Source organism: Pseudomonas fluorescens, from assembly GCF_000730425.1.
GTDB lineage: Bacteria > Pseudomonadota > Gammaproteobacteria > Pseudomonadales > Pseudomonadaceae > Aquipseudomonas > Aquipseudomonas fluorescens_X.
The window spans coordinates 1611302-1623821 of record NZ_CP008896.1; the positions used below are offsets into that span (position 1 = coordinate 1611302).

Consider the following 12520-nt stretch of genomic DNA (forward strand, 5'->3'; position numbering starts at 1 on the left):
CTTGTCATGCTCGATCCACAGCTCATCCTGCAAGCCGCTGCCCAACTGGACCATGCCGAACGCAGTCGCGAACAGGTACGCCAGTTCTCCCTCGATCATCCGGCGATCACCCTTGAGGACGCCTACGCTATCCAGCGCGCCTGGGTCGCCCAGAAGATCAAGGGCGGGCGCAAGCTGGTCGGGCACAAGATCGGCCTGACCTCGCGCGCGATGCAGGTGTCGTCGAACATCACCGAACCGGACTACGGTGCGCTGCTCGATGACATGCTGTTTGAGGAAGGCACCGACATTCCATTCGAGCGTTTTATCGTGCCGCGGGTCGAGGTCGAACTGGCCTTCATCCTCGGCAAGCCGCTCAAGGGGCCCAACTGCACGATTTTCGATGTGCTCGACGCCACCGAGTGGGTGATCCCGGCCCTGGAAATCATCGATGCGCGCATCCAGCAGGTCGACCCGCACACCAAGGCCACGCGCAAGGTGTTCGACACCATCTCCGACAACGCCGCCAATGCCGGCGTGGTCATGGGCGGCCGTGCAGTGCGCCCGACCGAGATCGACCTGCGCAAAGTGCCGGCGGTGCTGTACCGCAACGGCGTGATCGAAGAGTCGGGGGTCTCGGCCGCCGTGCTCAACCACCCGGCCAAGGGCGTGGCGTGGCTGGCCAACAAGCTGGCGCCCTACGACGTCACGTTGCTGCCGGGGCAGATCATCCTCGGCGGTTCCTTCACCCGCCCCGTGGCGGCCAGCCCGGGCGATACCTTCCATGTCGACTACGACATGCTCGGCTCGATTTCCTGCCGCTTCGTCTGACCTCTGGAGGACTGATTCATGGAAATGCCTGTCAACCGCTTCAAACAGCGGCTCAACAGCGGTGAAGTGCAGATCGGCCTGTGGCTGGGCCTGGCTGACGCGTACTGCGCGGAACTGGCGGCCAATGCCGGTTTCGATTGGCTGCTGATTGACGGCGAACACGCGCCCAACGACCTGCGCGGCATGCTCGGCCAATTGCAGGCCGTGGCGCCCTATGCCAGCGAGGCAGTGATTCGCCCGGTGATCGGCGATACCGCACTGATCAAACAGGTGCTGGATATCGGCGCGCAAACCCTGTTGGTGCCGATGGTCGAGAGCGCGCAGCAGGCCCGGGAGCTGGTGCGTGCCATGCGCTATCCGCCCCTGGGCATACGCGGTGTGGGCAGTGCCCTGGCGCGGGCTTCGCGCTGGAACAATATCGACGGCTACCTGGACCAGGCCGATGCACACATGTGCCTGTTGGTGCAGATCGAAAGCCTGCAAGGCCTGGCCAACCTCGATGCCATTGCCGCCGTCGAGGGTGTCGACGGTGTCTTTATCGGCCCGGCGGACTTGAGTGCCTCCATGGGGCACCGGGGCAATCCGGGGCACCCAGACGTGCAAGCGGCCATCGAGAAAGCTATTGCGCGGATTCGCCAGGCGGGCAAGGCGGCGGGGATTCTCAGTGCCGATGAGCGACTGGCCCGGCGTTACATCGAACTGGGGGCGGGGTTTGTCGCGGTGGGGGTGGATACCACGGTACTGATGCGCGGGTTGCAGGGGTTGGTGGGGACATTCAAAGACCAGCCGGCACCTGTGAGCACTGGCGGCGTGTACTAATCAACTTCCAACGCCGCAGGACCCAATGTGGGAGCGGGCTTGCTCGCGAAAGCAGTGGCTCAGTCACCGAATATATTGACTGACACACCGCTTTCGCGAGCAAGCCCGCTCCCACCTTTTGGATGTGTGGTGTTTCAGCGCTGGATGTTTTTCAGCTCATCGAGCAACCCCAGCAAGGTCTGCAACTTCTGCACCCCCAACCGCTCCTGCAAGCGCTGGTAGTTGGCCTCCATGCATTGGCTCATAGACGCAAAGCTCGCCCGCCCCTTGTCCGCCAGGGTCACCAGTACCCGCCGCTGATCCTGCTCGGCCTTGCGTCGATGAATCATCCCCGCCGCTTCCATGCGCACCAGCACGCCAGTCATGCTCGGCTTGAGGATGCAGGCCAGTTCCGCCAATTGATAAATCTCCAGTTCGTCGTGTTGATTGAGGATGCGGATTACCCGCCATTGCTGCTCGGTCAGGCCGTGTTCGTTCAGCGAGGGACGGAAAAAACTCATGGCCGCTTCGCGGGCCTGTAACAGGGTGAGGGTCAGGGACTGCCGGGGTTTGAGCATAGTGTCAGGATCACGTTGATTTTTTAGTTAATGTTTTAACGAAACTCTAACATCCCCGCCCCGCGCTCGCGCTATAACTTAAGGGCCGCGCACGTCCATGGCGCGCTGAATCAAAAGCCCCGGCACGCAGGATCAAGACATTGATCCCCCCAGGGGCCCTAATGAAGACATCTGCTTTAGAGCCTTCCTTCACTTTTCAGGCTGCGCCATGATCAACATTGAAACCCCCACGTATTACACCGCTACCAAGAAATACAACCTGAGCTTTCCCACCCTGGAACAGGACATCGAGGCCGATGTCGTGGTGATTGGCGGTGGGTTTTCCGGGATCAATACCGCCCTGGAGCTGGCAGAAAAGGGCATCACCCAGATCGTCGTACTGGAGGCCCGCTACCTGGGCTTTGGCGGCACCGGGCGCAATGGGGGGCAGATCATGGCCGGCATTGGCCACGACCTGGAGAAGATCAAGAAAGACGTCGGCGAGGATGGCCTGCGCCAGGTCTTCGAGATCAGCGACCTGGGCGCCGACATCATCAAAGACCGTATCGCCAAGTACAACATTGACGCCGATTTCTGCCACGGCTACGGCTATATGGGCTTCAACGCCCGCCAGGAAAAGACCCTGCGGGCCTGGGAAAAAGACTTCAAGTCGATCAACAGCAAGCATGAAATCCGCTTCCTCGGCGGCTCCGACGTCCAGCAGATCATCGGCTCCAACGCCTACAGCAGCGCCCTGCTGCACATGGGCGGCGGGCATGTGCATTCATTGAACCTGCTGCTGGGCGAAGCCACCGCCCTGGCCGGCCATGGCGTGCGGATTTTCGAGAACAGCCCGGCGCTGGAAGTCAGTTACGGCGAGCGCATCACCGTGCGCACCGGGCGCGGCTCGGTCAAGGCCAGCAAGCTGCTGTGGGCCTGTGACAGCTTCCTCAACAAGCTGGAGCCGGAACTGCATCGCTCAACCATCAATACCTACGCGTTCCAGATGATGACCGAGCCGTTGAGCGAAGAACTGATCCAGCGGATCAGCCCGATTCGCGGGGCCTACAGCGATATCCGCCCGGTGATCGACTACTACCGGGTGACCCATGAAAACCGCCTGCTGTTCGGCGCCGCCACGCCGCTGGTGGAACACATCCCCGGTGATTTGAAGGCCTGGAACCGCAAGCTGATGCTGAAGATTTTCCCCTACCTCAAGGACGTGAAAATCGACCTGGCCTGGGGCGGCCCGATGGCCTGCAGCCCCAACCTGTTCCCGCAGGTCGGCACCCTGCCCGGGCGCAGCAACGCGTTCTTCGTCCAGGGTTACTCGGGCTTTGGCGTCACCCCCAGCCACATCATCTGCAAGGTCCTGGCCGAAGGCATGAGCGAAGGCTCGGCGCGCTATGACCTGATCAGCTCAGTCCACCGCCCGACGATTATCGGCAAGGACGCCATCCGCCCCTTGCTGCTGACCGTCGGTAAATCCTGGCACCAACTGTCCGGTTACTGGAATGGTCGCCGCTAACCCCATTTTTATCCCTCTGGAGCAACTGCCATGACCCTCGTTACCCTCAAGAAAGATATCCAGCTGTCCGAACTCGATGCCTGGGGCACCGTTGCCGATCTTGGCGCCGAAATCCTCGCCGGCGAACTCAAGGCCTTCGGCAAAATGACCTTCGGCGCGCCGACCGACCTGGTCAGCAGCGCCTACTTCGGCACCACCCAGGGTAAGTTCCGCATGGTCTACCCGTTTAACGAACAGGCCACGGTAGTCACAGGCGAAGTGCGCCTGACCGACGAGGCCAGCGGCCAGACCACGCGCTACAAAACGGGCGACAGCTGGTTCGTGACCAAGGGCACGCCAGTGCTGTGGGAAGTGCTCAGCGAGAGCTTCGTCAAACACTACTTCGCGGTCGTATAACTGCTTTGCTCTAAGTGGGAGCGGGCTTGCTCGCGAATGCGGTGGGTCAGTCAATGCTGTTCTGACTGACCCACCGCATTCGCGAGCAAGCCCGCTCCCACATTCGTTGTGTGGCGGCTGATGAATTGGGTTCAGGCCATCCGGCTGGAACGGAACTCCTTGGGCGAGAGTTCAAACTGCTTTTTGAACGAACGGCTGAAATGCGCCGAATCGGTAAAGCCCCACTTATAGGCAATCGCCGTAATCGACTCGCTGCGCAGGAATGGGTTGGTCAAGTCATCAGCACTGCGCTTGAGCCGGGCACGCTGGATGTAGCGGCAGACGCTGTCGTCCTGCTCCTCGAACAGCCGGTACAAATGACGCACCGAAATGTTCAAGCGACTGGCCAGGCCCATGGGGCTCAGGCCGGGTTGGCTCAGGGACTCGTCGATGACTTTTTGTACGTAGCTGCGCAGGTTGTTACCCTGCAACGCTGCGGTATCGTCGCGCCCATCATCCTCCTGCTCCAGGGCCGAGCCCAGCAGCGACACAAAGGCACACTGCAACGCTTCAACCTCATCCTCGGCGCCTTCGCTGCCCTTGCACAGCTGGTCCATTAACACATGCAGCATGCGCCCACAGGCTTTGCTGGAGGAGATCTTGCCAAAGGTTTTCGATTGGCTGCCCCTTTGCTTGCACACCTGGGCGCGCGGCAACGACAGCGAGATATGTTCGATCAAGCCGAACGGGGTGATTTCGATGGCGCCCACCGAGTCCATCAGCAGCAGTTCGCCAGGGGCCAGTTGCACACGCTGGCCGTTCTGCACAATCTGCGAATAACCGCTGCGCTGGCAGACCAAAAAACAATCCTGGTCATTGTCATGATCGGGGTTGGTGGCCAGGCGCTTGATCAGGCCGGCATTGGTACGCAGGCTGGCCAACGGCAAGCCGCCGTTTGAAAGCATGGAAAACTCGCCGATAAACAGCGAGCGGTTGAAGGCCAGCTCGGTGTCGAAGTGGCCGCACATCGCACGCAAGTCGCGGTTCCAGGTCTCGAGCCCCTGTTGTGCACTCTGTTGGATCCCCATGGGTGTCTCCACAATGGCTTATTGTTTTTGTCGGGCAATAGTTAACATGTTACCTATATGCGCGCAACAAGTACCTGTCCCCCCTTGTGTTTGCACACATGATGCCAATCAGAGCGTGCGCAATATACGTTGCAAACCCACCAGCGCAGCCAGCAGCGCATCCCGCTGGTCACGGCTCAGGGCGATGTAGCGCCGAAAAGCCGGCATGCGGTTGACCACTTCGCTGCCGCCCATGTGCTCCAGGCATACGTGCCATTGATGGTCGAGCAGCTCGATGTGCAGGCGTTTGAAATCCAGGGGCATCAACGCTGCATGCAAAGCCCTGTCCTGTTGCAAGCGCACCTGCAGTTGCCCCAGCAATGCACCCTCGCCTGCGCGTTGCCGGCAATGGATCGCGGTACGTCGCACGGCCCCGCCATGGTGCAATTCAAAGCGCGCCGCGCCCTCTGTCGAGGCGGGCAGGCGCAGGCTGAACTCGGTCATGACCAGGTGCATCAACAACTGCGATTCGGTGCGCTCGCGAATTTCCAGGTGCAGGCTGCCGCCCTCCAGGGCGGCCCGCGCCAAGGTCGGCGAGACCTGCTCGAAACGCGCCAGCCCCAGGTTGCGCCGCAGTTGCCCAAGGGTGCGCCCCGGCTGATAACCCGCCGGCGCCCGTTGTGCGCTGAACAGCTCAGACAGCCTTTGCCACAGCACTGACATAGCCGTTGTGAGGGAGACCCGGTTCATTGGCAAACTCCTTGGCCAGCACGTCTTCCACCGACGCCGGCGTGAATGGATTGACCTTCTGCACCACCAGGGTCCAGAACAGCGCATACACCGCAGTACCGCCCAGCATCACGCCGAACGGGATGTAGATATCCGCCGGGTTCATCCCCGCCGGCGCGATAAACCACATGCCCAGCAGGATACCGGCGCTGGACAGCACCTGCGGCAGCGGGAACCACGGCGAACGGTAGGCCCGTGGCAAATCAGGACGACGAATGCGCAGGATCACCACCGACACCGTGACCAGCAGGTAAGCAAAGCTCCACGCACACACTGCCGCCAACACCAGGTGCATGATGGTGTCGGTGCTACCGCCCAGGTACAGCGCGTGCAGGCAGGGAATCAGCATCGCCACCACGATGCACAGCACCGGGGTCTTGAAGCGTGGGTGCAGGTAAGTGAACACCTTGGGCAACGCGCCATCCACCGCCATGCCATAGAGAATCCGTGGCACACCGGCCATCAAGGTATTGAGGGTGGCAGCACCGGCAAACAGAAAACCGATGCCCAGCCACAGTGGCCCGATCTGCCCCATCACCTGTTCGGCAAAGCGTGGGATCGCCATGGGCGTGTCCAGCAAGTGCACGCCAGCGGCTGCGTCCAGCACCACGTTTTCCACCTGGCGCTTCATGGCCGCGCCGTAGATGAACATGCACGTCGCCACGCCCATCAGGCCGAGTATCATCGCCCGCGGCATGACCTTGGCCGACTGGCGCAAGTCCGGCGCCAGGGGGGTGACAAATTCGCAGCCGACAAACATGAACATCGCCATGCCCACCAACGACAACACCGTCACCAGGTCGCTGCCCACCAGGGACTCGCCAAACCAACCGTCCAGTTGCACAGCCGGCGCGGCGATCAAGCCCAGCACGCCGAACACCATCAAGGTGGTCCACATGCCGAAGGTGAGGATGATCTCGGCGCGGCCAAAGGCGCTGACGCCAAACACATTGAGCACGCCGAACACCAGCACGAAACCGACCCCGAGCAGCCAGGAACCACCGGCGGATTCAGCCAGGGTATTGAGGTGTTCAAAGTTCACCAGGGCCATGACCCCGGCGAGGATGGTCTCGGCGGTGCCGGCAAACACATGCACGATCAGATAGGCCGACAAGGTGCCGGTGATTGCAAAAAACCGGCCCATGCCGCAATTGATGTAGTCGTACACCGAGCCGGTGGTGGGCAATATCGAGGCGGCCTCGGCGAAGGTCGTGGCCTGGGCCAGCATCATGACCACGGCAATCAGCATGGCCAGCGCAAACGCGCTGCCGCCGATGCCAAAACCCATGGTCGCGGTGAGAATCACCGGGCTGGCCATGATCAGGCCAATGGTGCTGGCCAATGCGGTGGGGAAACCCACCGTGCCCCGGTTCAGGTGCGCGGTAAGTCTGTCATTGATCGACATGGTGCAGATCCTCGAAAGGGATTTTTTAGAAGTGTTTGCACTGTGCGCCCCACCCAACCGGATCGTCTTGCCCCTGACTGCCGCCGGTTTTGTTGCTCCCTGCCAGGGCTTGCGGCCTGGCGGCCAGGATCAATTGCCTGGCACGCAGGTGAAAGACTTGCGCCGCCGGCGCTCGCCCTAATGCGCCCTCAACTTAATCCTTGGGGGACTGCAACAATGGAGCACACACTGAAAACCCGTCACCTGCCTCCGGCTGTCGGCCTGGGTCTGGTGCTGTTGATCGGCCAACCTGCGGCCCAGGCGATTGAACTGTATGCCGACGACGACACCACCGTCACCGGCAACTTCCTGGCCGTGTACGGTCTGTTCAACAGTCGCAAGAACTACGAGGGCAGCCCGGGTGGCTCGACCTGGCGGGAAGGCTTTATCAAGTATGGCGTGAGTGTCGACCAGACCCTGGGCGGCCTGGGCAGTGTGTATGGCACCGCGAACCTGGTGAGTTCCGCCACCTGGGGCGATGGCGATGCCTCCCGCGTGACCGACGGCAGCGAACGCACCACCAAGTTCGAGGAAGCCTTTGCCGGTTGGCGTTCGGGGGACCTGTTGCCGGCGCTGGGCAAGGATGGCCTGGACCTGTCGTACGGGCGCCAGATCATCACCGTGGGCGACGGTTTTATCATCAACGACGACGGCCCGAACCTGGGCAATGGCGTAGCCGACGGCGAGTTCGACCGCGGTGGCGCCTATTACATCGCGGCCCGACACGCCTTCGACAAAGCGGCGGTGGTACGCCTGGGGGGCAAGGACGGCCTGCATGGCAGCCTGATGTGGATCGAGTCCGACAACCGCGCCCAGGCCCTGACCGAAATGGCCATCGCCACCCTGGAATACAGCGCAGCGCCAGGCACCCTGGGCTTGACCTACTTGCATGGCATCGATGTCGATGAGCGCTTTGCCAACGACCTGCAACGGCAACGCAAGGGCATGAACCTCTACAGCCTGCGCGGCACGGGGAATGCCGGGATCGACAACGCGCACTTCTCGTTTGAATACGCCTGGCAGGACAAAGACCCCGGCCCGGAAAAAGCCTGGTACGCCGAGGCCGGCTATACCTTCGCCGACCTGCCCTGGTCGCCGGGCCTGACCTACCGTTATGCCCGCTACTCGAAAAACTGGGATGCGTTGTTTGCCGGTTTCAACCGCGGTTATGGCACCTGGGTCCAGGGCGAAGTGGCGGGCAACTACTCCGGGCCCTACAACACCAACACCTCGGTGCAGCATGTGGCGTTCAAGGTCAAGCCCCTGGACAACCTGACCCTGGGCGCGCTGTTCTTTGACTACACGACGCTCAGCAAGCGCGACATGCTCGACCTGGATGGCCGCGAGCTGGACCTGTATGCCGAATGGGTGGTGAACGAACACCTGATCATCACACCGCTGGTTGGCCTGTACCAACCGGACAAGGATCAGGGCACCGGCGGCAACCAGGTCGGCGGCAACGGCACCAATGTCTACAGCCAGTTGGTGGTGGCCGTACCATTCTGAACCATTGGCGCCCGCCTTGCCGGCGATGGCAGTCTGTCTGTGATTGCATCGGTGCCGGATAATCCGCGATCGCCGGCAAGCCGGCTCCTGCAGGGGACGTGGCAGCCACAGGCATACGTCCCGGCAGGCAGAGTCAAGCTGTCGCCTCCCGCGTTGGTTAGCCTCGGGTTTTCCTTTTTGACCAGGAATCCCCCCATGAGCGATATCGCACTGCTGCCCACCGTCGAAGCCTTCTTGCGTCGAGACCACGGCCTGTTTATCGACGGTGGCTACGTCCCCAGCCAGGCCAGTCAGACCCTGGAGGTGATCAACCCCGCCACCGGCCAGGTCATTGCCACGGTCGCCGATGCGCAAGCCGGTGATATCGAGCTGGCCGTGGCCTCGGCCAGGCACGGCTTCAAACAATGGTCCCAGGCCGCTCCGGCGGTCCGTGGCAATGTACTGCTCAAACTCGCCGACCTGCTGGAACGCAACCGCGAGGAACTGGCGCAGATCGAGACCTGCCAGTCGGGCAAGATCATCCAGATCTCCCGCGCCTTTGAAGTGGACCAGGCCGCGCATTTCCTGCGCTATTACGCGGGTTGGGCGACCAAGATCAGCGGCCAGACCCTCACCCCGTCACTGCCCTCGTTTGCCGGCGAGCGCTACAGCGCCTTCACCCTGCGTGAACCGGTGGGCGTGGTGGTGGGCATCGTGCCGTGGAATTTCTCCACCATGATTGCCATCTGGAAACTCGCCTCGGCCCTGGTGACCGGTTGCAGCATCATCATCAAGCCCAGCGAATTCACGCCGCTGACCCTGCTGCGCATTGCCGAACTGGCGGTGCAAGCCGGCCTGCCCGCTGGCGTACTGAACGTGCTGACCGGCGGCGGCCACGTGGGCAAGGGGCTGATCGAACACCCTGGCACTGACAAGGTGTCGTTCACCGGTTCGGTGCCCACCGGCCTTGCCGTCGGCCGCGCGGCCATGGGTGCCGGCCTGACGCGGGCGACCCTGGAACTGGGTGGCAAAAACGCGGCGGCGTTCCTGCGCGATGTAAAGCTGGAAACCGCCGTCAACGGCATTATCGAAGCCGGGTTCCTGCACTCGGGGCAAATCTGCGCGGCAGCCGAGCGCTTCTTCGTGCATCGCTCGCAGATCAACCCGGTCATGGAGGCCCTGGCCCAGCGTTTGAGCCGACTGAATGTGGGTTCGCCGCTGGATGAGCGCACTGAGTTCGGCCCGGTCACCCACCGTCAGCACCAGCTGAAACTGGAAGGTTTTTTTGCCACCGCACGTGCCGAAAACAACACCATCATCCACGGCGGCCAACCGATGGATCGGCCCGGTTGCTACGTCGAACCCACCGTCATCCTCGCCAACAGCATCAACGACACGCTGCTCACCGAAGAAACTTTCGGCCCCATCGCCACCTTCCTGCCCTATGACGACGAGGACGAATTGCTGGCACTGGTGAACCACACCGCCGGCGGCCTCAGCGCCAGCCTGTGGACCAACGACCTGGGCAAGGCCCTGCACATGGTCCCGGCGATCAACGCCGGCACGGTGTGGGTCAATATGCACACTCTGCTCGACCCCGCCGTGCCGTTCGGTGGCAGCAAATCCTCAGGGATTGGCCGGGAGTTTGGCAGCGCGTTTATCGACGACTACACCGAACTCAAGTCGGTGATGATGCGTTATTGATCACCCTGGGATCAGCGCCTCCGCCTCGATCTCGATCAACCACTCGGGCAGTGACAGGCCGCTGACGATAATCCACGACGACGGTGGCGGGTTTTCGGGGAAGCGCTCGCGCAAGGCGGCGGCGATGGGCTCCTGCTGATCGCGGGCGGACTCGGCGATATACAGGCGCAGCATGATCACATGGGACAGATCGCCCTCGGCCGCCGCCAGGACCTTTTCAATATTGTCCAGGGCAGTGGCCGTCTGCTCGGCGATGCCCGGGCCGACGGTGCGTTCATCAGCGTCCACGCCCACCTGGCCGGACAGGAGAATACGCCGGCCATCGCGTACCTCCATGGCCTGGCTGAAACCGTATTGCAGGGAGTTGAAGACTGTTCCAGGGTTGAGGGTTCTTCGTTGCATGACATTTCCTTGTATGCGCAGGGGCCACAAGACTAACGAACGGATGATTTAAGCCAAGTGCTCGCCTGGCTTTTTCAACATCCAGAAATACTTGAGGCTGAACCGGTAAGCTGGCGAAGCCCCCCTGGACCTAGCGGTTGCCCACGTGATGAGAATCGGCTTAGTCTCACGCACTTTTGACCTGCGGCCGCACACTGCGTGCCCTCTACGCGAAGCAATCGCCATGCTCAACGCAATCATTTCCAGCAAGAAGCGCGGGAGTGGCCTGGAAAACCGGAGCCAGGCCTTGGCCGAAGGCTCCGAAGATGTGCTCACCGCCAGCGTGTTCGAGCGCTTGGCGTACCTGCCCGATCCGCTGTTATCCGCCGTCATGACGCAATTGATCGGCCAACCTTTCGGCCCATTGCAGCAAATCGAGTTCTGGCCCTCCTGGCCCCTGGCAAACCGTACGCGGGTCGAGCCGGATGTGCTGCTATGCGATGCCCAATTGCAGATCGTGATAGAAGCCAAGCGCCATGACCATCGGCGCCAGCAGGATCCCGAGCAACTGGCCAATGAACTGCTCGCCGGCTGGCAAGGCGATTTGTTGCAGGATAACTGCATCCTGCTGGCCCTCGGCGGCCTGGATGACGCCAGTGATGATGCGAACCGCCGACTATTGGGCAAAATCCTCGACCACCTGCCAGAACACAGCGAGCCACGCTTCAAGCTGGTCTGCCGGACCTGGCAACAGTTGTATCAAAGCCTGGAACACCATATTCGTCCGGACTCACCGCCAGGCTGCCAACGCTTGCTGGACGACATCGCCAAATGCTATGCCTGGCATGGCTTGCGCACCCACCCAATGCGCTGGCTGAGTGACCTGCCTGCGCTGACCATTGCCACCCCTCCAAATGCTTTCGCCGCCTGGAGTAAGAAATGACAGGAAACATGGAACAGGCACTGCTGGACGTGCGCCGCGCCTATCGCCTTCTGGCTGAGTATCAGCAGCGCATGTTTGAGCTCTTGGGCTATATCCGCGAGCGGCTGGGCGCCACGCCCTATCATCACTCATACGCCAACCCCCTGCCCCAGGGCCTGGCCGGCCTGGAAAAGCGCGAAAACAGTGGGCTGCGCTACCTGCCCTTCTATGACCTCTCAGCCATCTGGCTCAAACACCAGGGCCAGGAGGCCGCCTGGAACAACCACCTGGCAGGCGACTTGATGTTCGGTGCCTGGGTGCGCAGCGATACCGGGTTCGACAAATACTCAGGAACGTTCGATGAACTGTCGGCCGAGCAGACACAGAGTGCCTTGGTCTTATCCGTGGTGATCTGTGACACGCCCGCTACGCCCCCCTGCAACTGGTATTCAAGCATCTGGTGCCAGATGGCCTACCCGGAGCACGGCGAGGTCAATCATGAGGACGTCAAGGGCTATCGCTGCTACTCCCAGGCGATCCCTCTTGAGCAACTGAGCGATAAAAGCGCCGTGGACAATGCCATCGACGCCTGGTGTACCGCCGCCAGCGACAAACTGGACTGGCCCATCGAGCCCCTTCAAAAACAATGACCCCATAGAG

The 12520-nt window shown here is 61.7% G+C and carries 13 protein-coding genes; 8 read left to right on the forward strand and 5 right to left on the reverse strand.

Features of this window, described 5'->3' with window-relative positions; genetic code table 11:
- The first annotated feature begins 6 nt into the window (after positions 1 to 6).
- The gene (gene hpaH / locus HZ99_RS06790) at positions 7 to 810 is read left to right on the forward strand and encodes a 2-oxo-hept-4-ene-1,7-dioate hydratase (RefSeq protein ID WP_038441965.1); all 804 of its coding nucleotides are present in this window, start codon (positions 7 to 9) and stop codon (positions 808 to 810) included.
- An 18-nt stretch (positions 811 to 828) separates the two neighbouring features.
- On the forward strand, positions 829 to 1629 hold the full coding sequence (gene hpaI, locus HZ99_RS06795) for a 4-hydroxy-2-oxoheptanedioate aldolase (RefSeq protein ID WP_038441966.1): 801 nt from the start codon (positions 829 to 831) through the stop codon (positions 1627 to 1629).
- Positions 1630 to 1763: 134 nt separating this feature from the next.
- On the opposite strand, the gene hpaR is transcribed toward hpaI, so the two are convergent.
- The gene (gene hpaR / locus HZ99_RS06800) at positions 1764 to 2186 is read right to left on the reverse strand and encodes a homoprotocatechuate degradation operon regulator HpaR (protein WP_038441967.1); all 423 of its coding nucleotides are present in this window, start codon (positions 2184 to 2186) and stop codon (positions 1764 to 1766) included.
- A gap of 208 nt (positions 2187 to 2394) precedes the next feature.
- Between hpaR and HZ99_RS06805 the strand changes: the two genes are divergently transcribed.
- Together HZ99_RS06805 and HZ99_RS06810 are read left to right on the forward strand one after the other, a co-directional pair.
- The gene (locus HZ99_RS06805; protein ID WP_038441968.1) at positions 2395 to 3693 is read left to right on the forward strand and encodes an NAD(P)/FAD-dependent oxidoreductase; all 1299 of its coding nucleotides are present in this window, start codon (positions 2395 to 2397) and stop codon (positions 3691 to 3693) included.
- Positions 3694 to 3723: 30 nt separating this feature from the next.
- Entirely contained in the window at positions 3724 to 4089 is a 366-nt protein-coding gene (locus tag HZ99_RS06810; protein WP_038441969.1) for a cupin domain-containing protein, read from the forward strand.
- A 131-nt stretch (positions 4090 to 4220) separates the two neighbouring features.
- On the opposite strand, the gene feaR is transcribed toward HZ99_RS06810, so the two are convergent.
- From feaR to HZ99_RS06825, 3 genes are all read right to left on the reverse strand, one after another.
- A complete protein-coding gene (gene feaR / locus HZ99_RS06815) occupies positions 4221 to 5156 on the reverse strand; it encodes a transcriptional regulator FeaR (protein WP_038441970.1) in 936 nt (311 codons plus the stop codon).
- Positions 5157 to 5264: 108 nt separating this feature from the next.
- Positions 5265 to 5885, reverse strand: coding sequence for a DUF3156 family protein (locus HZ99_RS06820; RefSeq protein ID WP_051903093.1), 621 nt, complete (start codon positions 5883 to 5885; stop codon positions 5265 to 5267).
- The gene (locus HZ99_RS06825; RefSeq protein ID WP_038441971.1) at positions 5830 to 7329 is read right to left on the reverse strand and encodes an APC family permease; all 1500 of its coding nucleotides are present in this window, start codon (positions 7327 to 7329) and stop codon (positions 5830 to 5832) included. Before HZ99_RS06825 ends, HZ99_RS06820 begins: the two co-directional genes overlap by 56 nt.
- Before the next feature lie 216 nt (positions 7330 to 7545).
- Between HZ99_RS06825 and HZ99_RS06835 the strand changes: the two genes are divergently transcribed.
- Both HZ99_RS06835 and HZ99_RS06840 read left to right on the forward strand, forming a co-directional pair.
- Positions 7546 to 8874: a hypothetical protein gene (locus tag HZ99_RS06835; protein WP_038441973.1), complete on the forward strand. Its 1329-nt coding sequence runs from the start codon at positions 7546 to 7548 to the stop codon at positions 8872 to 8874.
- Positions 8875 to 9069: 195 nt separating this feature from the next.
- Positions 9070 to 10557: an aldehyde dehydrogenase family protein gene (locus tag HZ99_RS06840; protein ID WP_038441974.1), complete on the forward strand. Its 1488-nt coding sequence runs from the start codon at positions 9070 to 9072 to the stop codon at positions 10555 to 10557.
- Here the strand turns inward: HZ99_RS06840 and HZ99_RS06845 are convergent, their stop codons facing one another.
- Entirely contained in the window at positions 10558 to 10959 is a 402-nt protein-coding gene (locus tag HZ99_RS06845) for a RidA family protein (protein ID WP_038441975.1), read from the reverse strand. It lies immediately after the preceding gene.
- Positions 10960 to 11182: 223 nt separating this feature from the next.
- Here HZ99_RS06845 and HZ99_RS06850 point away from each other — a divergent pair, with 223 nt between their 5' ends.
- Together HZ99_RS06850 and HZ99_RS06855 are read left to right on the forward strand one after the other, a co-directional pair.
- Positions 11183 to 11881, forward strand: coding sequence for a hypothetical protein (locus tag HZ99_RS06850; RefSeq protein WP_038441976.1), 699 nt, complete (start codon positions 11183 to 11185; stop codon positions 11879 to 11881).
- Positions 11878 to 12510, forward strand: coding sequence for a hypothetical protein (locus HZ99_RS06855; RefSeq protein WP_038441977.1), 633 nt, complete (start codon positions 11878 to 11880; stop codon positions 12508 to 12510). The genes HZ99_RS06850 and HZ99_RS06855 overlap by 4 nt, the downstream gene beginning before the upstream one ends.
- The last annotated feature ends 10 nt before the right edge of the window (positions 12511 to 12520 follow it).

Excerpts from the sequence above, each read along its gene's own strand:
- hpaH (WP_038441965.1), top strand. The coding sequence starts at position 7 with ATGCTCGATCCACAGCTCATCCTGCAAGCCGCTGCCCAACTGGACCAT.
- hpaI (WP_038441966.1), top strand. The coding sequence starts at position 829 with ATGGAAATGCCTGTCAACCGCTTCAAACAGCGGCTCAACAGCGGTGAA.
- hpaR (WP_038441967.1), bottom strand. The coding sequence starts at position 2,186 with ATGCTCAAACCCCGGCAGTCCCTGACCCTCACCCTGTTACAGGCCCGC.
- HZ99_RS06805 (WP_038441968.1), top strand. The coding sequence starts at position 2,395 with ATGATCAACATTGAAACCCCCACGTATTACACCGCTACCAAGAAATAC.
- HZ99_RS06810 (WP_038441969.1), top strand. The coding sequence starts at position 3,724 with ATGACCCTCGTTACCCTCAAGAAAGATATCCAGCTGTCCGAACTCGAT.
- feaR (WP_038441970.1), bottom strand. The coding sequence starts at position 5,156 with ATGGGGATCCAACAGAGTGCACAACAGGGGCTCGAGACCTGGAACCGC.
- HZ99_RS06820 (WP_051903093.1), bottom strand. The coding sequence starts at position 5,885 with ATGAACCGGGTCTCCCTCACAACGGCTATGTCAGTGCTGTGGCAAAGG.
- HZ99_RS06825 (WP_038441971.1), bottom strand. The coding sequence starts at position 7,329 with ATGTCGATCAATGACAGACTTACCGCGCACCTGAACCGGGGCACGGTG.
- HZ99_RS06835 (WP_038441973.1), top strand. The coding sequence starts at position 7,546 with ATGGAGCACACACTGAAAACCCGTCACCTGCCTCCGGCTGTCGGCCTG.
- HZ99_RS06840 (WP_038441974.1), top strand. The coding sequence starts at position 9,070 with ATGAGCGATATCGCACTGCTGCCCACCGTCGAAGCCTTCTTGCGTCGA.
- HZ99_RS06845 (WP_038441975.1), bottom strand. The coding sequence starts at position 10,959 with ATGCAACGAAGAACCCTCAACCCTGGAACAGTCTTCAACTCCCTGCAA.
- HZ99_RS06850 (WP_038441976.1), top strand. The coding sequence starts at position 11,183 with ATGCTCAACGCAATCATTTCCAGCAAGAAGCGCGGGAGTGGCCTGGAA.
- HZ99_RS06855 (WP_038441977.1), top strand. The coding sequence starts at position 11,878 with ATGACAGGAAACATGGAACAGGCACTGCTGGACGTGCGCCGCGCCTAT.